Source organism: Roseobacter sp. MH60115, from assembly GCF_015644665.1.
In the GTDB taxonomy this organism is placed as follows: Bacteria; Pseudomonadota; Alphaproteobacteria; order Rhodobacterales; family Rhodobacteraceae; genus Roseobacter.
Genome location: NZ_JADOBQ010000003.1, coordinates 317,297 through 340,472, shown reverse-complemented (window position 1 = coordinate 340,472; position 23,176 = coordinate 317,297). Strand labels below are relative to the sequence as shown.

Below are 23,176 nucleotides of genomic sequence, written 5' to 3'. Positions count from 1 at the left end.
CCATGGCTGCTGCGGCCTCCTCTGACACATCTGCCCCCCATATTCCCGTCCTGTTGCCCGCCATTCTGAGGGCGGTGGCACCAGTGACCGGCGTCTGGCTTGACGGCACCTTTGGCGCAGGCGGGTATACGCGCGGGTTTCTCGACGCCGGGGCCGCGCAGGTGATCGCCGTGGACCGCGATCCACTGGCTTTCGAGATGGCTGCGGGTTGGGCCGCTGACTATGGCGATCGCTTGGTGCAGCAGCGCGGCGTCTTTTCGAAACTGGATACATACGCGCAGAGCCTCGATGGCATTGTGCTCGATCTGGGCGTGTCTTCGATGCAGCTTGATCAGGCTGAGCGCGGGTTTTCCTTCATGCGCGACGGACCTTTGGACATGCGCATGAGCCAGGATGGCCCCTCCGCCGCCGACATCGTGAACGAGGCGGATGAGGCGACCCTTGCCAACATCCTTTTCCAATATGGCGAAGAACGCGCCAGCCGCCGGATTGCCAAAGCCATTCTGCGCGAGCGCGCACAGGACCCGATCACGACGACCTTGCGCCTTGCAGGCATTATCGAGGGCTGCCTGCCGCGCGCCAAGCCCGGGCAGTCGCATCCCGCCACGCGCAGTTTTCAGGCGCTGCGGATCGCCGTGAACAATGAATATGGTGAGCTGTTTCAGGGTCTTATGGCGGCGGAGCGCGCGCTCAAGCCCGGCGGGCAATTGGCCGTTGTGACCTTTCATTCGGTCGAGGACCGCATGGTCAAACGTTTCCTGACCGCGCGTGCCGGGGCAGGTGGCAATGCCAACAGATACGCCCCGCAACAGGAGAAGGCTCCCCCGGCCTTCACCCTGAAATCGCGCAAGGCCATCGCGGCAGATGCCGAAGAGATCGCCCGCAACCCGCGCGCCCGGTCGGCCAAGCTGCGGGTGGCAACCCGCACAGAAGCACCGGCAGGCGAGATCGACGCAAAATCCATCGGCATGCCGGTGGTCAAAGAGGTAAGCTAATGCGCACGGTTCTTTACATCCTGACCACGCTGGCGGTGATCGGCCTGGCCTTCTGGGCGTACCGCGAAAACTATGCGACACAATCGGCGCTGGCCGACACCCGCGACTTGCGGCAGGACATCCGCGCGGCGCACGAACGGCTGGCGGTGCTGCGCGCGGAATGGGCCTATCTGAACCGGCCCGACCGCCTGCGGGACCTTGCAGAGATCAATTTCGACCGGCTCGGCCTGTTGGAGCTGCACCCCGAACAGTTTGGCCTGGTGGGTCAGGTGGCCTATCCGCCCGATCCCCTGCTGCCGATCACCAATCCGGTGGACGTCTCCAGCCTTGCCAGTGATGACACCGGGGAGACGCGCCCATGATCCGCACACCTCTGCGCCCTCTGGCGCGCATTCTCGATGCCCGCGCCAAGGGGGAGAACCCCGACGCGATCGAGCGGGAAAACATCCGCATCCGGCACGAGCAGATGCGCGACCAATCCCGCCAGCGCGCCGAGGGGCGTCTGCTGGTGCTGGGGCTCTTCTTCGTGGTGGCTTTCGGCGTCATCGGTGCCCGCATGGGGCTGCTGGCGACTGCCGAGCCGATGGAGCCGCGCGTCGAGGCACCGGGCGCCCGCATCCACGCCAGCCGCGCCGATATTGTGGATCGGCACGGGCGTCTGCTGGCCACGAATTTCGAGACGCATTCCCTTTATGCGCAACCGCCCCAAATGGTCGATCCGGCGCATTCGGCACGCGAACTGGCGCGTGTTTTCCCGGATCTCGATGAAAAGGAATTGCTGGAAGATTTCACCGGCAAGCGCAAATTCATCTGGATCAAGCGCAAGATCAGCCCCGAACAGATGCAGGCGGTGCATGAGATTGGCGATCCGGGCCTGCTCTTTGGCGCGCGCGACATGCGGCTCTATCCCAACGGCCGCCTGGCTGCACATGTGCTGGGCGGGGCGAGTTACGGGCGCGAAGGGGTGCATGCCGCCGAGGTGATTGGCGTCGCCGGGGTCGAGAAGTATTTTGATGATCATCTGCGCGATCCTGCCAATGGCAACCAGCCGCTGGAACTGTCGCTCGACCTGACCGTGCAGGCCGCGGCCGAGCGTGTGCTCTATGGCGGCATGAAGCTGATGAACGCCAAGGGCGCGACCTCCATTCTGATGGACGTCCACACCGGCGAAGTCGTCAGTGTTGTGTCCCTGCCGAGCTTTGATCCCAACAACCGCCCGCGTCCGGCGGTCACTGGCGATGCCTCTGACAGCCCGCTTTTTAACCGGTCGGTACAGGGCGTCTATGAGTTGGGCTCGACCTTCAAGATTTTCACCGTCGCACAGGCGCTTGATCTGGGGCTGGTGAGCCCCGATACGGTGATCGACACCAAAGGCCCATTGCGCTGGGGCAAGTTCCGTATTCGTGATTTCCGCAACTACGGCAATGCGATGACGGTCAGCAAGATCATTGAGAAGAGCTCCAACATTGGCACCGCGCGCCTTGCGCAGCAGATCGGCGTGGCGCGGCAGCGGGAGTTCATGGGCACCATGGGCATGCTGGAGGCCACGGGTTTCGAGATCGTCGAGGCGGCGACGGGCAAACCCCTGCTGCCCAAGAACTGGTCCGAGCTTAGCACCATGACCATTTCCTATGGCCACGGGCTGTCAACCTCCCCGATGCACCTTGCGGTGGGATATGCAGCGATTGCCAATGGCGGGTTGAAGGTGAAACCGACGATCCTCAAGCAGGACGGGCCGCAGGTGGGGGAACGGGTGATTTCCGAACGCTCCGCCGGTGCTGCGCGCAAGATGCTGCGCCGGGTGGTGACCGAAGGCACCGCCAGCTTTGGCGATGTCGCGGGCTATGCCGTCGGCGGCAAGACCGGGACGGCGGATAAACCGCGCCCTCAGGGCGGGTATTACGAGGATAAGGTGATCGCGACATTTGCCTCGATCTTCCCGGCGCATGATCCGCGTTATGTGCTGATCGTGACGCTGGACGAGGCCGTCGACACCACCGGTGAAAAGCCGCGCCGCACCGCCGGCTGGACCGCCGTGCCCGTGGCGGCGGAGATGATCAAACGCATCGCCCCGCTGCTGGGTCTCAGGCCAACCGTTGAACCTGCTGTGCTTACCGATGTAAAGCTCACCCGGAACTGAGCCGGAAAGGGCGGAGCCGATGAGCACAGACGCAAAGACACTTTCCTCCCTCGGCCTGACGGCCAAAGCCGGGCGCAATCCGGAGGTCACCGGCCTGGCTGTAGACAGCCGCGATGTGCAGGAGGGGTTTCTCTTTGCCGCGATGCCGGGCGTCAAGATGCATGGCGCGGAGTTCATCCAGTATGCGCTGCGCATGGGGGCGGCGGCTGTGCTGACAGATGCCGAAGGGGCCAAGATCGCCGCAGAGGAGCTAAGCACCAGCGAAGCTGCCCTGGTCGTGACGTCCGAGCCGCGCGAGGCTCTGACACGCGCCGCCTCGCTCTGGTTTGGTCGGCAGCCGCCGGTGATGGTGGCGGTCACGGGGACCAATGGCAAAACCTCGGTCAGCACCTTCGTGCGGCAAATCTGGACGCTGCTGGGCCACGCCGCGATCAACCTTGGCACCACCGGTGTGGAAGGCGCGTGGACCGCGCCGCTGATGCACACCACGCCCGAGCCGATCACTCTGCACCGCGCGCTCGCCGAGGCCGCCGAGCACGATGTTACCCATGCGGCGATGGAGGCCTCCAGCCACGGGCTGGATCAACGGCGCCTGGACGGCGTGACCCTCAAGGCTGCCGGGTTTACCAATTTCTCGCAGGACCACCTCGACTACCACGAAAGCTTCGAGGCCTATTTTGACGCCAAGGCGGGGCTGTTCGCGCGGGTGCTGCCCGAAGAGGCCAAGGCCGTGATCAATATTGAGGAAGAGCGCGGCGTCGATATGGCCGCGATTGCCAATGCGCGCGGCTGCCCGGTGGTCTCCGTCGGGCGGGACATCGGTGATTTTCACCTCGGCAACATTCAGGTCGATGCCACCGGCCAGACGGTCCAGTTCTTTCATCTGAGCAAATCCTACGTGCGCCGTCTCAACCTGATTGGGGATTTTCAGGCCGAAAACGTCTTGCTGGCCGCCGCGCTGGTGATCGCCTGCGGTGAAAAGCCCAACGTGGTGTTCGACACCTTCGAGGATCTCAGGACCGTGCGGGGTCGGATGCAACTGGCGGCGACACGCGACAATGGCGCCACGGTCTTTGTGGATTATGCCCACACGCCGGGGGCCGTTGCCACCGCGCTCAAGGCGCTGCGCCCGCATGTTGTCGGGCGGTTGATCGCAATCGTTGGCGCAGGCGGGGACCGTGATGCCACCAAACGCCCGTTGATGGGGCAGGCGGCAGCAGAGAACGCCGATCTGGTGATCGTGACCGATGACAACCCCCGCACCGAAGACCCCGCGACGATCCGCGCCTCGGTGCTGCTGGGCGCGCCAGACGCACAAGAGGTAGGTGACCGGGCCGAAGCCATTCTGCGCGGTGTTGACGCGCTGGGGCCGGGGGATGCGCTGCTGATCGCGGGCAAGGGGCACGAGACGGGCCAGACCGTGGGCGACGATGTTCTGCCCTTTGATGATGTTGAACAGGCCAGCGTCGCGGTGGCGGCCTTGGACGGGAAGTTCGCATGACCCTCTGGAGCGCGCAGGGCGCGGCGGCGGCGACAGGTGGGCAGGCGACCACCGATTGGACCGCGATGGGCGTATCCATCGACACCCGTAGCATCGAACCGGGTGACCTTTTCGTGGCCCTCAAGGACCAGCGTGACGGTCATGAATTTGTGGCCCAGGCGCTGGAGAAAGGCGCTGCAGCAGCCCTTGTCACGCACCGGCCCGATGGCGTGGCGGAGGATGCGCCCCTCTTGATTGTCCCCGACGTCTTGGCGGGGCTGCAGGCTCTGGGACGGGCGGGGCGTGCGCGCATGGGAGGTAAGGTTGCCGCCGTCACCGGCTCTGTCGGCAAGACCTCGACCAAGGAGATGCTGCTGGAGATGCTGCGCGTGCAGGGCCGCACCCATGCCTCCGTCGCCAGCTACAATAACCACTGGGGCGTGCCGCTGACGCTGGCGCGCATGCCTGCCGACACCGAATTCGCCGTGATCGAGATCGGCATGAACCACCCCGGCGAAATCGCCCCGCTTTCTAAAATGGCACAGCCGCATGTGGCGCTGGTCACCACCGTGGCCGCCGCACATCTGGAAGCTTTTGAGGATATCACCGGCATCGCAGTTGAGAAGGCCTCGATTTTCGACGGCGTTGTCCCGAACGGTGTTGCGGTGCTGAATGCGGATGTGGAGACTGCGGCAATCCTCATGGCCAAGGCCCAGGATTGCAAATTGCGCGATATCAGCTTTGGCGAACACGGCTATGATTTCAAACTGATCCGAGCCGATCTGCGGGAGGACACAACGGTCGTTCAGGCGCAGATGGGGGCGGAGCCCCTTCTTTACAAAATCGCCTCGCCGGGACGTCACTTTGCCATGAACGCGCTGGGGGCGCTGGCGGTGGTGGCTGCCCTGCATGCCGATATCGCGCTGGCCGTCGCCGCCCTGGGTCGGTGGAAGCCCTACAAGGGGCGGGGGCAACGCGAGCGCATACACCTCGATGCTGTCGAAGTGGGCATGACGCTGGACCTGATCGACGATAGCTACAACGCCAATCCGACGTCCATGCAGGCGGCGCTGGAGGTGCTTGCCGCAGCCCCCGTCACCAATGACATCGGGCGCGTTTCACGCGGGCGACGCATCGCTTTCCTGGGTGATATGAAGGAATTGGGGCCGGATGAGATTGCCCTGCATGCCGGTCTCGCGCACTTGCAGGCGATGCAATCGCTGGACGTGGTGCATTGTATCGGACCCCTCATGCGATCACTGTACGATATTCTGCCCGAGGCGCAGCGCGGCGCGTGGTTCGAGACCGCGGAGGAGGCGCTGCCTAGTCTGAAACGTAGGCTCGACAGTGGCGATGTGGTGCTGGCCAAGGGGTCGCTGAGCATGAAGCTGGGTCTCATCGTTGACGCCATCCGCAAAATGGGACATGCCCCGCTGGATGTGGAAGAAGGATAATCGATGCTTTACTGGCTCACGCTGCTGTCGGACGGGGGGGATTTTTACAACCTCTTTCGCTACATTACCTTCCGCGCTGGCGGCGCCTTTCTGACCGCGCTGGTTTTTGGGTTCCTCTTTGGCAAACCGCTGATCGCCGTGCTGCGCAAGCGTCAGGGCAAGGGCCAGCCCATCCGCGATGACGGTCCCGAGACGCATTTCGCCAAGGCGGGCACACCGACCATGGGCGGGCTGCTGATCGTAGGCGCGCTGGTGACGTCGACGGCGCTCTGGGCGCGGCTCGACAACCCCTTTGTCTGGATCGTGCTTTGCGTGACGCTCAGCTTTGCCGCCATCGGCTTTGCCGATGATTACGCGAAGGTGTCAAAGGGCAATCACAAGGGGGTGCCGGGCAAGGTGCGGCTGCTGCTGGGGTTCGTCATCGCCGGGATTGCAACCTATTGGGCCATGTCGATTCACGCGTCGAATGACGTGGAGCTTGCGGCGCGGGTGGCGGAGTATGATCCGCTCGCCGGACGGCTTGCGCTGCCTGTCTTCAAGGATGTGCTGATCAATCTGGGGCTTTTCTTCATCCCCTTCGGCATGATCGTGATCGTGGGCGCGGCCAACTCCGTGAACCTCACCGATGGGCTGGATGGGCTTGCCATCATGCCGGTCATGATCGCGGCCAGTACACTGGGTGTTATTGCCTATGCGGTGGGCCGGGTCGATTTCACCGAGTACCTCGATGTGCACTATGTGCCGGGCACGGGCGAGATCCTGATCTTCTGTGCAGGCCTCTTTGGCGGTGGCCTTGGCTTCCTTTGGTACAACGCGCCCCCCGCCGCCGTTTTCATGGGCGACACCGGCAGCCTTGCTCTGGGCGGTGCCTTGGGCGCCATCGCGGTCAGCACCAAGCACGAGATCGTGCTGGCCATCGTCGGCGGGCTTTTCGTTGTCGAGGCGCTGTCGGTGATCATTCAGGTCCTCTATTTCAAACGCACCGGGAAACGCGTTTTCCTGATGGCCCCGATCCATCACCATTATGAGAAAAAAGGCTGGGCGGAGAGCACCATCGTGATCCGCTTCTGGATCATCTCCCTGATCCTGGCGATGATCGGGCTGGCCACGTTAAAAGTGCGCTGACGCGCACCGCCCCTGCGAACGCCCACCCACCCACCCCGTCCGCAGGGGCGGGTGGACCAAACAAGCCTCTGTGCAAATGAGAGATGTTCGTTAATCTGCTCGGCGGGTCATGGAGGCGCGTGGATGTGGGATTTCATTGGTCAGTTCTGGGATCAGGGAGTGGATGTGGCAACTCTGATCCTGGCCATCATCGGCACACTCAGCACGTTGGGCTTGCTCCGGCGGCGCAGCAAGACGTTAAAGGATCTGATCTATATCGAGCAGGAGCGCGACGCATGTCGCAAAAAGCTCGACACCGCCGAAGTGCGTCTGGGCCATGTGGATCCTGAACGATTTATCGACAAGGCAAATGAGCTATATAGTGCTGGTAAATTCGACGCGGCAGAAACAGCGGCCCTCGATTTTACAAACCGCCAGTCCGAAGCCTTCGGTCGCGCAGCTGAAATCTTGACCGAACAGCGCATCATCGACAGCGAAACCGACGGTCAGACCGCTCTCGACGAGGCCGCGCGCTTTGTGCAGATCGGTCTTGCGGCAGACCCCGCGTCGGAGCGCCTGCGCGACCTGCAAGAGCTGACCCGTGCCCGGGCAGAAGGTTTGGCGCGCGGTGAACCGATTGAGGTGCTGAACTGGGGCGCGCTGTCTGCATTTGATCTCTACACGCTGTCTGTCACTCTGGAGCGCGCGGGCAATTACCGGCTGGCCGAGATCGCTGCCCGTCGCATGGTGCCGCTTGCGCGGCTGGAATTCGGTGCTACATCAATCAGCTACGGCAACGCGCTTGGGCGCCATGGCAGCACCCTGAAAGCGCTCAATCAGCTTCAGGCCGCGGAGGCGCTCTACCGGGCCGCGCTTGAGATCATCAAGCCCGCTGCCGGCGAAAACTCCGTAGACTACGCCAGCCAACTGTCCAATCTTGCCGGTGCTTTGAGTGCCCGGGGCGCACATGACGCGGCAGAGGAGATGTTTCGCAAAGTCCTCGAGATTGATCGCGCAACCGTCGGGGCGACCCATGCCAACTATGCCACGACACTTAACAATCTGGGCCTCGCGGTGCGGGCGCAGGGGCGCTATGACGAAGCCGAGGAGATCTACCACGAGGTGGTCAAGATCGACCGTTTGACGATTGGTGAGGCGCATCCGACCCATGCCGCCCATCTCAACAACTTGGCCCGGGTGCTGCACTCACAAAGCGCGTATGACGCGGCTGAAAAGGTCTATGCGGATGTCTTGAAAATCGATCGCGACACGATTGGGGAAATGCACCCGGACTATGCTTTTCATCTTGGCAATCTGATTGACCTCATGCGAGATCAGGGTCGTATTGCGGACGCGCTGCCACTGGCGGAGCAGGTGGTCGACATCTACCGTCAATCGCTGCCTGAGGGGGACCGCCGCATCACGATGGCTCAGGACACCCTTGCCGATTTGAGCACAAGATTGGGTTGAAGACGCCTGCCCGGGGGGCGTTCACGGCGATGCCAAACCGATGGGTTACGGATCTGATGCTTGCGGCGGGGTGTCGCCTCAAACGCTGTTCAACTGGCGCGGGGGCGACGCACTCTGTGTCTAGTTTGACACGCAAGAGACCACTTCTCCTTTTGCTCGAAGGGGCTTTGGAATGAGGTCGGCTCAGGCAAAACGCAAAATGCTGTAAGACGCTCTCCAATGCCGTCCGCGCCTTGTCACGGGTGCGCTAACCGGCTTGCCCCCGGACGCTCCGGGCGGCAGTGTCTCCGAAACGTGAAAGGAGAGCCGCGCGTGATTCCGGTTGTAGGTGTGCAAGGTCAGAAAGTTGCCGTGCTGGGGTTGGGTCGCTCGGGACTAAGCGCCGCGCGGGCACTGGCGGCGGGTGGGGCGACGCCGCTTTGCTGGGATGACAACCCGGCGGCGACGGCGCGCGCCGAGGCGGAGGGGTTCAGGTGCCAGCCGTTTCGCACGGCGGCTGATTTTGACGATATCGCACGGCTGATCGTCAGCCCCGGCATTCCGCATCTCTACCCCACCCCGAACCCGGTTGTTGCAACCGCGCTGTCGGCGGGGGTGCCGGTCGACAATGACATTGGTCTCTTCTTTCAGTCCTTTGCGACACATGCGTGGAACGGGTTTGACGTTGCACCGCGCGTTGTGGCGGTCACCGGGTCGAACGGGAAATCCACGACCTCCGCATTGATCCACCATATTCTGTCGGAGGTTGAGCGTCCCTGTCAGCTGGCCGGGAACATCGGGCGTGGGGTGCTCGATCTGGAGCCGCCCATTGATGGCGAGGTGGTGGTGCTGGAGCTGTCGAGCTACCAGACCGAGCTGGCGCGCAGCCTGACACCGGATATCGCAGTGTTTACCAATCTCTCACCGGATCATCTGGACCGGCACGCGGGGATGGGGGGGTATTTTGCCGCCAAGCGACGGCTCTTTTCCGAAGGCGGACCGGACCGGGCGGTGATTGGCGTGGATGAACCCGAGGGGCAGTATCTGGCCGGACAGCTCTCCGAGGGGCGCAGGGATGACCGGGTCATCCGCGTCTCCGTGGCCGGGAAGCTGACCGGGCCGGGATGGCAGGTCTTTGCGCGCAAGGGGTTCCTGTCGGAATACCGGAAGGGCAAACAGGTGGGGTCCATCGATTTGCGCGGGGTGCCGGGGTTGCCGGGGGCCCATAACCACCAGAATGCCTGCGCGGCCTATGCGGTTTGTCGGGCGTTGGGGTTGGCGCCGAAGGTGATCGAAGGCGCGTTCCACAGTTTCAGCGGGTTGCCGCATCGCAGCCAGCTGATCGGCGAAAAGAACGGCGTGCGGTTTGTGAACGACAGCAAGGCCACGAATGTGGATGCGGCGGCCAAGGCGCTGTCTGCCTTCGAGCGGGTGCGCTGGATCTGCGGCGGGTTGGAAAAAGAGGGCGGATTGGCGGAGCTCGGCGCCGCATCCTCGGTGCGCAAGGCCTATGTGATCGGTCGGGAGGCAGCGTCCTTTGCCATGCAACTGCCGATGGACGCTGAGGTTTGCACCACGATGGACAAGGCGGTGGCCCGTGCCGTGGCCGAGGCGGAAGAGGGGGATGTTGTTCTGCTGGCGCCTGCGGCGGCCAGTTTCGATCAATATGACAACTTCGAGCAGCGCGGCGATGATTTCGTGGCCGCGGTGCGGGCCTATCTCTGAGCTGTTTGCTTTTGCGGGGGCTGTCGGTTGCCTCCGGCGGGCATATTTTCAGAACAATGAAAGGTCAGCTGTTAAGGGCCCGTGCGGCGGCCATGGCGGACGACCACGCCCATTGGAAGTTGTATCCGCCAAGCCAGCCGGTGACATCCACTGCCTCGCCGATGACGTAGAGCCCCGGCACGGATTTTGCTTCCATCGTCCGGGCGGAGAGTGCATCGGTGTCAACGCCGCCCAGCGTGACTTCGGCGGTGCGGTAGCCTTCCGTGCCGGTTGGTTTCAGACGCCAGTCGGACAGTTTTTTGCAGATGGTACCCAGTCGTTGGTCGGATTGATCTGCGAGATTGCCCGTCAGGTCGATTTCGCGCGCCAGATGATCGACCAGACGCGCGGGCAGGTGGGTGGCCAGTTCTGTCGTCAGGTTGCGCCGACCCGATTGGTGGCGCTGGTTGCGCAGCTTGTCCATGAGGTCGGTATCCGGCGACAGGTTGACGGAGACCTCCTCGCCCTCCCGCCAATAGGAGGACGCCTGCAGGACGGCCGGGCCAGAGAGGCCTCTGTGGGTGAAAAGCAGGGCTTCGTCAAAGCTTTGGGCGCCCGCTGTGATCCGGGCTTTGGCGGAGACGCCCGCAAGATCGGCAAACCGTTCCTTGTCAAAGGTGAAGGGGACCAGCGCGGGGCGGGTTTCGGTGATCGGCAGGCCGAACTGAGCGGCAAGGTCGTATGCGAGACCGGTCGCCCCCATCTTGGGGATCGACTTTCCGCCTGTGCAGATGACGAGGGTATTCGCGGTGATCTGCGTTGTGGTGCCGTCTGTTTCCAGGCTGAACGTGAACCCATCCGGGGATTTTGCAAAACCATGTGCCGTGGTTTGCAACCGCAGATCGACGCCGTTTTGCTGCATCAATCCCCGGAGCATCGCGATGATCTCTTTGGCCGAGGTGTCACAAAAGAGCTGGCCCAGCGTCTTTTCATGCCAGGTGATACCGTGGCGGTCCACCAGATCGATGAAGTCCCATTGCGTGTAGCGGGCCAGTGCGGATTTGGCGAAATGCGGGTTTCGCGACAGGAAGGCCCCGGCGTCCGTGTAGAGATTGGTGAAGTTACAGCGCCCGCCGCCAGAGATGCGGATTTTCTCCCCCGGTGCGCGTGCGTGATCCACCAGCAGAATGCGCCCTTTTGCGTGGGCGGCACACATCATGCCAGCGGCCCCTGCGCCTATGATTGCCGTATCAACCTGCATCGCCGCCAACTGGCGCGAAAACCGACCAATAGCAAGTCTTGAGGCTGGTGCTGAGGATGATTTCGCGCTACTATCGGCCTTGTAGACCCCGAAAAGGGGCGCATCGAGGCAGTATGGTAATCCAAGGCAGGCACCCATGACAGAAATGGTCTATGGCGCAGTTCCGGTTCGTGATGGCGAACCGATCCTTCCCAAATGGTGGCGGACGATCGATAAATGGGCGATGTCCTGCATTCTGATGCTCTTTGCCGTGGGGCTTTTGCTGGGGCTCGCGGCCTCCCCGCCGCTTGCCGCAAAGAACGGGTTTGAGCCGTTTCACTATGTGCAGCGTCAGGCGGTTTTTGGCGTGTTTGCCCTGGTGGCCATGATCATCACCTCCATGATGTCGCCGGTGCTGGTGCGGCGTCTGGCGGTCCTGGGGTTTGTCGCGGCCTTTGTTGGCCTCGCCTTGCTGCCCTTCTTTGGGACGGATTTCGGCAAGGGCGCTGTGCGCTGGTACGGGCTCGGGTTTGCCTCCGTGCAGCCGTCTGAGTTCCTGAAGCCTGCCTTCGTGATTGTGGCGGCCTGGATGATGGCGGCCTCGACGGAGCTGAACGGTCCACCGGGCAAGACCTGGTCGCTCGCCCTCTGTGTGGCCATTGCGTCGATGCTGGTGCTGCAACCTGATTTCGGTCAGGCCTGTCTGGTGCTTTTCAGCTGGGGCGTGATGTATTTCGTGGCGGGTGCGCCGATGGTGCTGCTGGTGGGAATGGCGGCGCTGGTCGTCTTTGGGGGCACGCTGGCCTATTCCGGGTCCGAGCATTTCGCGCGCCGGATTGACGGGTTCCTGTCGCCGGAAATTGATCCGCGCACACAGCTTGGCTATGCCACCAACGCCATTCAGGAGGGTGGATTCTTTGGCGTCGGCGTGGGCGAGGGGCAGGTGAAATGGTCGCTGCCCGATGCGCATACCGACTTCATCATCGCGGTGGCTGCCGAAGAATACGGGCTGATCCTCGTGCTGGTGATCATTGCGCTCTACGCCACGGTGGTCGTGCGCTCGCTGCTGCGGCTGGTGCGTGAACGCGATCCGTTCATCCGCCTGGCCGGAACCGGGCTTGCCTGCACGCTGGGTGTTCAAGCGATGATCAACATGGGGGTCGCGGTGCGCCTGCTGCCTGCGAAGGGCATGACATTGCCGTTTGTCAGCTACGGTGGGTCGTCGGTCATTGCCAGCGGCATCGCCGTGGGCATGCTGCTTGCTTTCACGCGGACACGGCCACAGGGTGAAATCAGCGATCTGCTGTCGCGCGGGCGCGCCCCGTGAGCGCGCAACCTCTCCTGCTGATCGCCGCAGGCGGTACCGGCGGGCACATGTTCCCTGCGCAGGCGCTGGCCGAAGCGATGTTGCATCGCGGCTGGCGGGTGAAGCTCAGCACCGACGCACGGGGTGCGCGGTACACGAAGGGCTTCCCGCATTCCACCGAGATCGAGGAGATCAGCAGCGCCACCTTTGCGCGCGGCGGGCTGCTGGCCAAGGCGGTGGTGGCCCCGCGCCTTGTGCTTGGGACGCTGGCGTCGATCTGGGGCTTCATGCGGGACAAGCCCGCCGTGGTTGTGGGGTTTGGCGGCTATCCGACGATCCCGGCGCTCTCGGCGGCGCATCTGATGAAACTGCCCCGGATGATCCACGAGCAGAACGGCATTCTGGGCCGGGTGAACAAGGTCTTTGCCCCCCGCGTCGATGCCATCGCTTGTGGCACCTGGCCCACCGACCTGCCCGAGGGTGTGGAGGGTCACCACACCGGCAACCCGGTACGGCGTGCCATTCTTGATCGCGCAGAGGCCGGATACATCGCTCCGGGCGACTATCCCATGGAGCTGCTGGTGATTGGCGGCTCGCAAGGGGCGCGTATTCTCAGCGACGTCATCCCGCCCGCCATTGCCGCCCTGCCGATGCAGATGCTGCGCAACATCCGGGTCAGCCATCAGGCGCGGGAGGAAGATCTGGAGCGGGTCGCGGGTTTCTACGCCGAACACGGGATCAACGCCGATGTACAGGTTTTTTTCAACGATGTGCCGCGCCGCATGACCGAAGCACAGCTGGTGATCAGCCGGGCAGGGGCGTCATCCGTGGCCGATCTGTCGGTCATTGGCCGACCGTCCATCCTCATCCCCTATGCGGCAGCGACAGGCGATCACCAGACCGCCAATGCCCGCGGATTGGTGCAGGCGGGCGGGGCGATCATGATCCCGGAAAGCCGCCTGAACGTAGATGCCGTTGCGGAACACATCCTGACGGTGCTGGACAATCCGGACGCCGCCATGCACATGGCGCGCGCCGCTGCCGGATTCGGCAAGCCGGACGCCACGGAGGCGCTGGTGGAGATGGTCGAGCAGCTGGCAGCAAAAGGGCAAAGCACATGAGCGCAGCAACCAAACTGCCCGGCGACGTCGGGCCCATCCACTTTGTCGGCATTGGCGGCATCGGCATGTCGGGCATCGCCGAGGTGCTTCTGAACCACGGCTATACCGTGCAGGGCTCGGATCTCAAGGCGACGCCGATCACCCGGCGGCTCGAAGAACTGGGCGCGCATGTCTTTGAAGGGCAGCGTGCTGAGAACATCGCCAACGCCGAGGTTGTCGTGATTTCCAGCGCCATCAAACCCGGCAATGCCGAACTTGATGCCGCGCGGTCGCAGGGTCTGCCGATCGTCAGACGGGCGGAGATGCTGGCGGAGCTCATGCGCCTGAAATCCAACATCGCCGTAGCGGGCACCCATGGCAAGACGACCACTACGACAATGGTGGCAACCCTGCTGGATGCTGGCGAGTTTGACCCGACAGTGGTGAATGGCGGCATCATCCACGCCTACGGCTCCAACGCGCGGGCAGGCGAGGGCGAATGGATGGTGGTGGAGGCCGACGAGAGCGACGGCACCTTCAACCGGCTGCCCGCCACCATTGCCATCGTGACCAACATCGACCCCGAGCACATGGAGCACTGGGGCGATTTCGACACGCTGCGGCAGGGGTTTCTGGATTTCGTCTCCAATATCCCATTCTACGGGGTCGCGGTCTGCTGCACCGATCATGCCGAGGTACAGGCGCTGGTGGGCAAGATCACCGACCGACGCGTCGTGACCTATGGGTTCAATGCGCAGGCCGACGTGCGCGCAACCAATCTCAGTTACAAAAATGGCATCGCGCATTTCGATGTGGCGCTGCAGGCCGAAGACATCCTGATCGAAGGCTGCACCCTGCCGATGCCGGGGGACCACAATGTCTCCAACGCGCTTTCCGCGATTGCCGTGGCGCGCCATCTGGGCATGAAGGGCGAGCAGATTCGCGACGCGTTAGCCAAGTTTGGCGGCGTTAACCGGCGCTTCACCCGTGTGGGCGAAGTTAGTGGTGTGACGATCATCGATGACTATGGCCACCACCCGGTTGAAATCGCTGCGGTACTGAAAGCGGCGCGGCAGGCGACCGAAGGCCGCGTGATTGCTGTGCACCAACCGCACCGCTACACAAGGCTCTCCGGTCTTTTCGATGACTTTTGCGCCTGTTTCAACGACGCCGATGTGGTTGGCATTGCCGAAGTCTACGGTGCCGGCGAAGACCCCATCGAGGGCGCCAGCCGCGATGATCTGGTCGCTGGCCTCATCCGCCACGGCCACCGTCACGCGCGCGCGGTCGTGGGAGAGGATGACCTCGAACGCCTCGTGCGCGAGCAGGCCCGTCCGGGTGATATGGTGGTCTGCCTCGGTGCCGGTACCATCAGCACCTGGGCGAATGGCCTGCCCGACCGTCTGCGCAAAGGAGCTGCCTGATGCTGCTCTGGGCCTGCGTCGCCTGGGTCTTTGCCTCCGCCCTGGTGGCGATGCTGCCGATGCGCCATCAATACATCCCCGGTGTTGCGCTCTTGCTCGCCGCGCCCTGCCTGATCCTCTGGATCGGTTTTGACGTCAGCTGGTGGGCCGCGGCCCTCGCGCTTTTTGCTTTTGTATCCATGTTTCGTAATCCGCTGCGTTATTTTCTGGCCCGGGCCCGTGGCGAAAGACCGGAGATCCCGAAATGAGCCTCCCCCTCATCCTGGCGGCGCTCTGGGCCGTGGTGGCCAATGTTCTGGCCATGACCCCCAGCAAGGACCACCATTGGCGCAACGCCTATATGCTGATCGCCATCGGCATTCCGATCGTGGGCTATGTTACCTGGCTGCACGGGCCCTGGCTTGGCCTGCTGGTCATGGCGGGCGGGGTCTCCGTGCTGCGCTGGCCGGTGATCTATCTGGGCCGCTGGATCAAACGCCGGACCCTGCGCTAGGATCACGGCATGACAGATATGCCTGACGTCCGTGGCCGCCTGACGCCAAACCGGTCCTTGAGCGAGCTGACATGGCTGCGGGTCGGAGGCCCGGCAGACTGGTTCTTTCAACCGGCTGACCTGCAGGACCTGAGCGATTTTCTGGCTGCCCTGTCACCCGAAATCGCCGTCTTTCCAATGGGTGTCGGCTCCAACCTGATCGTGCGCGATGGCGGGTTGCGCGCCGTGGTGATCCGCCTGGGGCGCGGCTTCAACGGGATCGAGGTGACGGACGGCTTTGTGATCGCCGGGGCTGCCGCACTGGATGCCCATGTGGCGAAAAGGGCTGCGGATGCCGGGCGCGATCTGACGTTCCTGCGCACCATTCCGGGCAGCATTGGCGGGGCGGTCAGGATGAACGCGGGCTGCTATGGCAGCTATACGGCGGATGTGCTGGTGGAGGCGCAGGCGGTGACGCGTGAGGGTGAGATTATCACGCTGCGGCCAGACGATTTGCGCTTCGCCTACCGCCAGAGCCAGGTGCCCGAGGGCTGCGTCCTGGCGCAGGCCACATTTGCCGCGCCCAAAGGCGATCCCGCAGAATTACACGCGCGTATGGCCGATCAGATCGCCAAGCGTGACGCGACCCAGCCCACGAAAGACCGCAGCGCCGGGTCGACCTTTCGCAATCCGGCGGGGTTTTCCTCCACTGGGCGGGCGGATGACGTGCATGATCTCAAAGCGTGGAAAGTCATTGACGACGCAGGCCTGCGCGGGGCGCAGCTTGGTGGCGCACAGATGAGCCAGAAACACTCCAACTTCCTGATCAACACCGGGGACGCCACGGCGGCGGATCTTGAGGGATTGGGTGAAGCGGTGCGAAAAAAGGTTTACGCCCAAAGCGGTATCACGCTAGAATGGGAAATCAAGCGCGTGGGCGAGAATTAAGGGTTCCTTAACCACGATCCCGCCAGACTGCATGCAGAAAAACGACGGTGAACCGGCGCAAAAGTCGGACCAAAACAACGAAGAACGGGCCCCAGAGGTCTGGTAAAGAGGCACCAAGTGGGTCAGTCGAGCAGGACACCCCAACGTGTGGCGGTATTGATGGGCGGCCCTTCGGCTGAGCGCGAAGTGTCTCTGTCAAGTGGGCAAGCCTGTACTGCCGCGCTGCGGGGAGAAGGATTTGAGGTGATCGAGGTCGATGCAGGCCCCGATCTGTGCTCTGTTCTGGCGGAACTCAAACCGGATGCTGTTCTGAACTGCCTGCATGGGCGCTGGGGCGAGGATGGCTGCGTGCAAGGGCTGCTGGAGTGGATCGGCATACCCTATTCCCATTCCGGTGTGCTGTCTTCCGCTTTGGCCCTGGACAAACAGCGCAGCAAGGCGGCCTTTGCCGCGGCGGGCCTGCCGACGGTCCCCAGTATCCTAATCCCCTCAGCCGAGGTGCGCAGCCGCCATGTCATGCCGCCGCCCTATGTGGTTAAGCCCAACAACGAAGGCTCGTCCGTCGGCATCTATCTTGTGCATGAAGACAGCAACGGCCCGCCGCAACTGGCAGCGGACATGCCGGAAGAGGTGATGGTCGAGGCCTTTGCGCCGGGGCGTGAGTTGACGACCACCGTTCTGGGGGACCGGGCGCTGACGGTCACGGATATTCTGACCGATGGCTGGTACGATTACGATGCCAAATACAAACCCGGCGGGTCGCGGCACGTGGTGCCTGCGGATGTGCCGCCTCAGATTTTTGACCTCTGCATGGACTATGCCCTGAGGGCGCATAGGGCGTTGGGATGTCGGGGCGTGAGCCGCACTGATTTTCGCTGGGATGAAAGCAAGGGCGCCGACGGGCTGATCCTGCTGGAGACCAACACGCAGCCGGGTATGACGGCGACCTCCCTGACGCCGGAACAGGCGCAGGCCTGTGGCATGAGTTTCGGGCAGCTCTGCGCCTGGATGGTGGAGGACGCCTCATGCGATCGCTGAAATCGCGCAGACCCGGCCCCAGTGATCCGGCCCCGTCCCGCTGGGCCTGGCGGATGCAGCGGCTGATGCTGACGCCCGCCTTCCTGTTGATGTTGCGCGCAGGCGTGCCGATGGCGCTGACCTTCGGGGCGGCCACATGGTGGCTGTCGGAGGAGGCCAACCGCCAGATGATCCGCGACACGGTGGCCGAGGCCCGTGCCAGTTTCGAGACCCGTCCTGAGTTCATGGTGCATCTGATGGCCATCGACGGCGGCGATGACGACCTTGCGCAAGACATCCGCGAAGTGGTGCCGCTGGACTTCCCGATCAGTTCCTTTGACCTCAACCTGACGGAGATCCGGAACACCATTGCCGGGCTCGCGCCGGTCAAGACGGTGGGCGTGCGCATCCGTCCCGGCGGGGTGCTGCAGGTGGACGTCACGCCGCGCACGCCGGTCGCGATTTGGCGCAGCCGGGATGGTCTGACCCTGGTCGACATCACCGGCGCGCATCTGGGCAAGCTGGACAAGCGCATGGACCGGCCTGACCTGTTGCTCATCGCGGGCGAAGGGGCGGAAGGCGAGGTGAAAGAGGCGCTCAACCTCTATCGGGCAGCCGCCCCTCTTGGGGTCCGGTTGCGCGGCATCGTGCGCATGGGCGCGCGGCGCTGGGACGTGGTGCTGGACCGGGATCAGCGGATCCTGCTGCCGGAACAGGGCGCGGTTGAAGCGCTCGAACGGGTGATCGCACTCGATGCTGCAGAGGATGTGCTCGCGCGCGATGTGGTGCGGGTTGACCTGCGTCTTGCCGCGCGGCCAACCGTGCAGATGAGCGAACAGGCGGCCACGCTGTGGTGGGAAATAAAGAAGGTTTCAGGGCAGTAGAATGATGGACTTGTACGAAAGCCAGCGTCAGATGCGCAACATGCGCAAAGCGGCCATGCAGCGCGGTGTGGTGGCCATTCTGGATGTGGGCAGCTCTAAAATCTCCTGTCTCGTGCTGCGCTTTGACGGCATCGGCGATCTGGGCGAGGAGGGCGAGATCGGTTCGCTCGCCGGGCAGTCGCAGTTCCGTGTGATCGGCGCGGCCACCACCCGCTCGCGCGGGGTGCGGTTTGGCGAGATCTGCGCCATGCAGGAGACCGAGCGTGCCATTCGCACCGCGCTGCAAGGTGCGCAGAAGATGGCGGGTATCCGGGTGGATCACGTGATCGCCTGTTTTGCCGGGGCCGATCCGCGATCCTACGGGTTGGACGCCCAGGTCGATCTCGACGGGCAGGCGGTGGACGAACAGGACGTGGCGCGGGCGCTGGCAGCCTGCGATGTGCCCGACTATGGCGCGGGCCGGGAAGTGCTGCACGCACAGCCGGTGAATTTTGCGCTGGATCACCGCTCGGGCCTCAGCGACCCGCGGGGGCAGCTGGGGAATGCGCTGTCGGTGGATATGCATATGTTGACCGTCGATGGCTCGGCGGTGCAGCACCTGGCGCATTGCATCAAACGGTGCGATCTGGAATTGGCGGGGATCGCCTCCTCGGCCTATGTCAGCGGCATTGCCGCGCTGGTGGAGGACGAACAGGAGCTGGGCGCCGCCTGCATCGATCTGGGCGGCGGGGCCACGGGCGTGTCGATTTTCATCAAGAAACACATGATCTTTGCCGATACCGTGCGTATGGGCGGTGATCACGTGACCGGCGATATTTCCATGGGGCTTCAGGTACCCATGTCCATGGCCGAGCGGATCAAGACCATGCACGGTGGTGTGCATGCCACGGGGATGGACGACCGCGAGATGATCGAGATTGGCGGCGACACCGGCGATTTCGAACACGACCGCCGCACCGCCAGCCGGGCGGAAGTCATCGGCATCATGCGCCCCCGGGTGGAGGAAATCCTCGAAGAGGTCCGCGCCCGGCTGGATGCGGCCGGGTTTGACCATCTGCCCAGCCAGCAGATCGTGCTCACGGGCGGGGGCAGCCAGATCCCCGGGCTCGACGGGCTGGCCAGCAAGATCCTGGGCCAGCAGGTGCGGCTGGGCCGGCCCCTGCGTGTGCACGGGTTGCCGCAGGTCGCGACCGGCCCCAGCTTTGCCTCCGTGGTTGGTTTGACGCTTTTTGCCGCCCACCCGCAGGATGAATGGTGGGATTTCGATATCCCGGCAGAGCGCTATCCGAACCGGTCGCTCAAGCGCGCGGTCCGTTGGTTCCGCGACAACTGGTAGGACATTGAAAACACGAATCACGGTGACGCATGTGCTGCGCTGTGATACTGTTTGGACAAGGCCCGCAGAGGCCCAAAGGCGACCGAGCAGTCGTCCGAAAATGTCAGACTCACCGCGCAGGGCGCGTACCGGGTGCACCGCATCCGACCGAATCCTTTGCGCGTTTTTTAGTGCCGATTGCGTGGCTTTGCGCGACATCTTGCCAATGCCTACCGTCAGCAGGGGTTTGATGCCGCTTTCAGCCCATATTTTGTGGCAAAACTGTGTTTTTTACGTGACGCTGCGGCGCTCAACAGGTAGTGTTAGCCCTGAATAGGCACCAAAAGCACCCGCGAATGCGGGGCAGCAGCACAGGCGGATTGTATTATGACCCTTACTCTTTCGATGCCGGGACAGGCGGACCTCAGACCTCGTATCACCGTGTTCGGTGTGGGTGGGGCCGGGGGCAATGCGGTCAACAACATGATCGAGAAGGAGCTGGACGGCGTCGAGTTCGTTGTGGCGAATACGGACGCGCAGGCGCTGCAGCAGGCCAAGTCGGACAACCGCGTGCAGCTGGGCATCAAGGTCACCGAAGGTTTGGGCGCGGGCGCGCGGGCAACCGTTGGCGCGGCAGCGGCGGAAGAAAGCATCGAGCAGATCGTCGATCATCTGGCCGGCGCGCATATGTGTTTCATCACCGCCGGTATGGGCGGGGGCACCGGCACCGGGGCCGCACCGATCATCGCGCAGGCTGCGCGCGAGCTGGGTGTGCTGACCGTTGGCGTTGTGACCAAGCCCTTCCAGTTCGAAGGCGCCAAGCGGATGCGCCAGGCCGAAGACGGCGTCGAGGCGCTGCAAAAGGTCGTCGATACGCTGATCATCATCCCTAACCAGAACCTCTTCCGTTTGGCGAACGAAAAAACCACCTTCACCGAAGCCTTCTCCATGGCCGACGATGTGCTTTATCAGGGTGTGAAGGGTGTGACCGATCTGATGGTCCGTCCGGGTCTCATCAACCTCGACTTTGCCGATGTGCGTGCCGTGATGGACGAGATGGGCAAGGCGATGATGGGCACAGGGGAAGATGATGGTGAAGATCGCGCCATCCAGGCCGCCGAAAAGGCCATTGCCAACCCGCTGCTGGATGAAATCAGCCTGCGCGGGGCCAAAGGTGTCCTCATCAACATCACCGGCGGTCACGATCTGACGCTCTTTGAGTTGGACGAAGCCGCGAACCGCATCCGCGAAGAAGTGGACCCGGAAGCGAACATCATCGTTGGTTCCACGCTGGATACCGAAATGGGCGGCTTGATGCGGGTGAGCGTGGTTGCCACCGGCATCGACGCAACGGATGTGAACACGGAGATGCCTGTGCCACGCCGGTCCCTGTCGCAGCCGCTGCAACCGGCTGTGGTTGCCGAGGAAGAGGCAGAACCGATGGCGGCGGTCATGACGATGACCGAGACACAGGAAAGCGTTGTTGCAGAAGCAGCGGAAGAGCCGACCTTGTTTGAATCGCTCGATGTTGAGCAAACGGCGGCAGAAGACACCTATGCGCAGGAGGCCGACGATGATCTTCCGGCACCGGCCTATCAGCCGCAGGTTGCCGCTTTTGAACCGAGTCGGGTCGATACACCGGCGGAGCCTGAAGCCTTCGTCGCCCCGCGCGCCCTGACACCCGGCACACCCTCGCCTGAAGCGATGGCCCGCCTGCGCGCCGCGGCACAAAAGGCGGCACCACAGCAGGCACATCGCCCGGCCGCAGCACAACCGACCGCTGGGCAAGAGGAACGGCCCCGCTTTGGTATCAACTCGCTGATCAACCGGATGACGGGCCATGCCGAAGGGGGCCCGCAGCAGGCGCCACGCCAGCAACCCCCGGTGCAGCAGCGTGCGGCAGAACCCGCGCCAATGCCCCAGGATCAGGCTGATCCGGACCAGGAGCGCATCGAAATTCCCGCATTTTTGCGCCGCCAAGCCAACTGATCTCTTCACGAATTGCCAAAAACGGGCCGCATCTTTGCGGCCCGTTTTATTTTATTATCAGTACCTTAGTAGCGCGCAGGCGCCTTTGTGCCCAAATGTAACAGATGTGTTTCAGTCCGTTGCAAAGATTGAGTTGAGCCTCATGGGTTCAGTCCATAGGTACGAGTTCAACAGGGCCGGAGGGTCCGTGGGTTTTGTGGGGCTATTGTGCAGACAACGATCAAATCAGCGATCAGCTTTTCGGGCTGTGGCCTTCATACAGGTCACAAGGCGACGGTCACGATCAGACCGGCGACCGCAGAGCATGGCATCTGGTTCTCGCGCACTGACGTTGCCGTTGGCGATCGTCTGATCCCGGCGCGCTGGGACGCTGTCCTGCGGTCCCCGCTTTGCACCAAAATCCAGAACGCATCTGGCCTTCAGGTTTCTACCGTCGAGCATATCATGGCGGCGCTGGCTGGCTGTGGTGTGCACAATGCGCTGGTCGAGATTGACGGCCCCGAAGTGCCAATCCTCGATGGGTCTGCCGTGCCTTTCGTGCGCGGCATCATGCAGCGCGGTCTGCGGACGCTGCCTGCGCCGGTACGTGCGCTGGAAGTGATGAAGACTGTGACCGTAACCGATGGTGAAGCGTCTGCGACGCTGGCCCCTGCGGACACGCTGCAGATCGACTTTGAGATTGATTTTGACGACGCGGCGATTGGTCATCAGAAAAAATCGCTGGTCATGAACAATGGCAGCTTCGCGCGCGAGCTGTGCGACAGCCGCACCTTCTGCCGTCAGGCGGATGTGGATGCGATGCGCGCCAACGGTTTGGCACTCGGTGGCACGCCGGGTGAGAACGCGGTGGTCTTTGATGGCGACCGTGTGTTGAGCCCGGGCGGCCTGCGGCACCGGGACGAACCCGTGCGTCACAAGATGCTCGACGCTCTGGGCGATCTGGCGCTGGCCGGTGCGCCGCTCATCGGACGGTATTCCGGTGTCCGCGCGGGTCATTCGCTGACCAATACATTGCTGCGCAACCTCTTTGCGACACCGGATGCGGTGCGCATGGTGGTCTGTGACAGAAGCACGGCAGCGCGTCTGCCCGGTTACGGCCTGATCTGGGACGAGATTCCAGCTGTCGCGTAACGCGGTGATGCGCCTTGTCGTTCC

The 23,176-nt window shown here is 63.2% G+C and carries 20 protein-coding genes; 19 read left to right on the top strand and 1 reads right to left on the bottom strand.

Annotated features, from left to right (window positions below; all coding sequences use genetic code 11):
- Positions 1-2 precede the first annotated feature (2 nt).
- The 8 genes from rsmH to murD all read left to right on the top strand — a co-directional run bounded on the left by rsmH (position 3) and on the right by murD (position 10,347).
- Complete coding sequence (gene rsmH / locus ISX84_RS12050; protein ID WP_195820613.1) at positions 3-995, top strand: 16S rRNA (cytosine(1402)-N(4))-methyltransferase RsmH; 993 nt, start codon at positions 3-5, stop codon at positions 993-995.
- The gene (gene ftsL / locus ISX84_RS12045; RefSeq protein WP_195820612.1) at positions 995-1,357 is read left to right on the top strand and encodes a cell division protein FtsL; all 363 of its coding nucleotides are present in this window, start codon (positions 995-997) and stop codon (positions 1,355-1,357) included. Before rsmH ends, ftsL begins: the two co-directional genes overlap by 1 nt.
- Positions 1,354-3,135: a peptidoglycan D,D-transpeptidase FtsI family protein gene (locus tag ISX84_RS12040; protein WP_195820611.1), complete on the top strand. Its 1,782-nt coding sequence runs from the start codon at positions 1,354-1,356 to the stop codon at positions 3,133-3,135. Before ftsL ends, ISX84_RS12040 begins: the two co-directional genes overlap by 4 nt.
- 19 nt (positions 3,136-3,154) lie before the next feature.
- Positions 3,155-4,636: a UDP-N-acetylmuramoyl-L-alanyl-D-glutamate--2,6-diaminopimelate ligase gene (locus ISX84_RS12035; RefSeq protein ID WP_195820610.1), complete on the top strand. Its 1,482-nt coding sequence runs from the start codon at positions 3,155-3,157 to the stop codon at positions 4,634-4,636.
- Positions 4,633-6,069, top strand: a complete 1,437-nt coding sequence (locus ISX84_RS12030) for a UDP-N-acetylmuramoyl-tripeptide--D-alanyl-D-alanine ligase (RefSeq protein WP_195820609.1) — start codon at positions 4,633-4,635, stop codon at positions 6,067-6,069. The genes ISX84_RS12035 and ISX84_RS12030 overlap by 4 nt, the downstream gene beginning before the upstream one ends.
- Positions 6,070-6,072: 3 nt before the next feature.
- The gene (mraY, locus tag ISX84_RS12025; RefSeq protein ID WP_195820608.1) at positions 6,073-7,194 is read left to right on the top strand and encodes a phospho-N-acetylmuramoyl-pentapeptide-transferase; all 1,122 of its coding nucleotides are present in this window, start codon (positions 6,073-6,075) and stop codon (positions 7,192-7,194) included.
- A 123-nt stretch (positions 7,195-7,317) separates the two neighbouring features.
- Entirely contained in the window at positions 7,318-8,643 is a 1,326-nt protein-coding gene (locus tag ISX84_RS12020) for a tetratricopeptide repeat protein (RefSeq protein ID WP_195820607.1), read from the top strand.
- Between the two features lie 312 nt (positions 8,644-8,955).
- A complete protein-coding gene (gene murD / locus ISX84_RS12015; protein WP_195820606.1) occupies positions 8,956-10,347 on the top strand; it encodes a UDP-N-acetylmuramoyl-L-alanine--D-glutamate ligase in 1,392 nt (463 codons plus the stop codon).
- Between the two features lie 64 nt (positions 10,348-10,411).
- Here murD and ISX84_RS12010 read toward each other — a convergent pair whose 3' ends face one another.
- Positions 10,412-11,587, bottom strand: coding sequence for an NAD(P)/FAD-dependent oxidoreductase (locus ISX84_RS12010; RefSeq protein WP_195820605.1), 1,176 nt, complete (start codon positions 11,585-11,587; stop codon positions 10,412-10,414).
- A 136-nt stretch (positions 11,588-11,723) separates the two neighbouring features.
- On the opposite strand from ISX84_RS12010, the gene ftsW reads away from it, so the two are divergent.
- The 11 genes from ftsW to lpxC all read left to right on the top strand — a co-directional run bounded on the left by ftsW (position 11,724) and on the right by lpxC (position 23,152).
- On the top strand, positions 11,724-12,893 hold the full coding sequence (ftsW, locus tag ISX84_RS12005) for a putative lipid II flippase FtsW (RefSeq protein ID WP_195820604.1): 1,170 nt from the start codon (positions 11,724-11,726) through the stop codon (positions 12,891-12,893).
- Positions 12,890-13,993, top strand: a complete 1,104-nt coding sequence (locus ISX84_RS12000) for a UDP-N-acetylglucosamine--N-acetylmuramyl-(pentapeptide) pyrophosphoryl-undecaprenol N-acetylglucosamine transferase (protein WP_318169188.1) — start codon at positions 12,890-12,892, stop codon at positions 13,991-13,993. The genes ftsW and ISX84_RS12000 overlap by 4 nt, the downstream gene beginning before the upstream one ends.
- Positions 13,990-15,396, top strand: coding sequence for a UDP-N-acetylmuramate--L-alanine ligase (gene murC / locus ISX84_RS11995; RefSeq protein WP_195820603.1), 1,407 nt, complete (start codon positions 13,990-13,992; stop codon positions 15,394-15,396). Before ISX84_RS12000 ends, murC begins: the two co-directional genes overlap by 4 nt.
- Complete coding sequence (locus tag ISX84_RS11990; protein ID WP_442800622.1) at positions 15,396-15,644, top strand: DUF2484 family protein; 249 nt, start codon at positions 15,396-15,398, stop codon at positions 15,642-15,644. Before murC ends, ISX84_RS11990 begins: the two co-directional genes overlap by 1 nt.
- Positions 15,641-15,889 (top strand): DUF2484 family protein, encoded by a 249-nt coding sequence (locus tag ISX84_RS11985; protein WP_195820602.1) that lies wholly within the window; start codon positions 15,641-15,643, stop codon positions 15,887-15,889. Before ISX84_RS11990 ends, ISX84_RS11985 begins: the two co-directional genes overlap by 4 nt.
- A 9-nt stretch (positions 15,890-15,898) precedes the next feature.
- A complete protein-coding gene (gene murB, locus ISX84_RS11980; protein WP_195820601.1) occupies positions 15,899-16,816 on the top strand; it encodes a UDP-N-acetylmuramate dehydrogenase in 918 nt (305 codons plus the stop codon).
- A gap of 159 nt (positions 16,817-16,975) precedes the next feature.
- Positions 16,976-17,854, top strand: a complete 879-nt coding sequence (locus tag ISX84_RS11975) for a D-alanine--D-alanine ligase (protein WP_229884276.1) — start codon at positions 16,976-16,978, stop codon at positions 17,852-17,854.
- Complete coding sequence (locus ISX84_RS11970) at positions 17,842-18,717, top strand: cell division protein FtsQ/DivIB (protein WP_195820599.1); 876 nt, start codon at positions 17,842-17,844, stop codon at positions 18,715-18,717. Before ISX84_RS11975 ends, ISX84_RS11970 begins: the two co-directional genes overlap by 13 nt.
- A 1-nt stretch (position 18,718) precedes the next feature.
- Positions 18,719-20,053, top strand: a complete 1,335-nt coding sequence (gene ftsA, locus ISX84_RS11965) for a cell division protein FtsA (protein WP_195820598.1) — start codon at positions 18,719-18,721, stop codon at positions 20,051-20,053.
- Positions 20,054-20,419: 366 nt separating this feature from the next.
- The gene (ftsZ, locus tag ISX84_RS11960) at positions 20,420-22,021 is read left to right on the top strand and encodes a cell division protein FtsZ (RefSeq protein ID WP_195820597.1); all 1,602 of its coding nucleotides are present in this window, start codon (positions 20,420-20,422) and stop codon (positions 22,019-22,021) included.
- A 207-nt stretch (positions 22,022-22,228) separates the two neighbouring features.
- On the top strand, positions 22,229-23,152 hold the full coding sequence (gene lpxC / locus ISX84_RS11955; RefSeq protein WP_195820596.1) for a UDP-3-O-acyl-N-acetylglucosamine deacetylase: 924 nt from the start codon (positions 22,229-22,231) through the stop codon (positions 23,150-23,152).
- Positions 23,153-23,176: the final 24 nt, after the last annotated feature.

Excerpts from the sequence above, each read along its gene's own strand:
- ftsW (WP_195820604.1), top strand. The coding sequence starts at position 11,724 with ATGACAGAAATGGTCTATGGCGCAGTTCCGGTTCGTGATGGCGAACCG.
- ISX84_RS11985 (WP_195820602.1), top strand. The coding sequence starts at position 15,641 with ATGAGCCTCCCCCTCATCCTGGCGGCGCTCTGGGCCGTGGTGGCCAAT.
- ISX84_RS11990 (WP_442800622.1), top strand. The coding sequence starts at position 15,396 with ATGCTGCTCTGGGCCTGCGTCGCCTGGGTCTTTGCCTCCGCCCTGGTG.
- ISX84_RS12035 (WP_195820610.1), top strand. The coding sequence starts at position 3,155 with ATGAGCACAGACGCAAAGACACTTTCCTCCCTCGGCCTGACGGCCAAA.
- ISX84_RS11970 (WP_195820599.1), top strand. The coding sequence starts at position 17,842 with ATGCGATCGCTGAAATCGCGCAGACCCGGCCCCAGTGATCCGGCCCCG.
- ftsL (WP_195820612.1), top strand. The coding sequence starts at position 995 with ATGCGCACGGTTCTTTACATCCTGACCACGCTGGCGGTGATCGGCCTG.
- murB (WP_195820601.1), top strand. The coding sequence starts at position 15,899 with ATGACAGATATGCCTGACGTCCGTGGCCGCCTGACGCCAAACCGGTCC.
- murC (WP_195820603.1), top strand. The coding sequence starts at position 13,990 with ATGAGCGCAGCAACCAAACTGCCCGGCGACGTCGGGCCCATCCACTTT.
- ISX84_RS12010 (WP_195820605.1), bottom strand. The coding sequence starts at position 11,587 with ATGCAGGTTGATACGGCAATCATAGGCGCAGGGGCCGCTGGCATGATG.
- ISX84_RS12020 (WP_195820607.1), top strand. The coding sequence starts at position 7,318 with ATGTGGGATTTCATTGGTCAGTTCTGGGATCAGGGAGTGGATGTGGCA.
- ISX84_RS11975 (WP_229884276.1), top strand. The coding sequence starts at position 16,976 with ATGGGCGGCCCTTCGGCTGAGCGCGAAGTGTCTCTGTCAAGTGGGCAA.
- mraY (WP_195820608.1), top strand. The coding sequence starts at position 6,073 with ATGCTTTACTGGCTCACGCTGCTGTCGGACGGGGGGGATTTTTACAAC.
- ISX84_RS12030 (WP_195820609.1), top strand. The coding sequence starts at position 4,633 with ATGACCCTCTGGAGCGCGCAGGGCGCGGCGGCGGCGACAGGTGGGCAG.
- rsmH (WP_195820613.1), top strand. The coding sequence starts at position 3 with ATGGCTGCTGCGGCCTCCTCTGACACATCTGCCCCCCATATTCCCGTC.
- ISX84_RS12040 (WP_195820611.1), top strand. The coding sequence starts at position 1,354 with ATGATCCGCACACCTCTGCGCCCTCTGGCGCGCATTCTCGATGCCCGC.
- ftsZ (WP_195820597.1), top strand. The coding sequence starts at position 20,420 with ATGACCCTTACTCTTTCGATGCCGGGACAGGCGGACCTCAGACCTCGT.
- ftsA (WP_195820598.1), top strand. The coding sequence starts at position 18,719 with ATGATGGACTTGTACGAAAGCCAGCGTCAGATGCGCAACATGCGCAAA.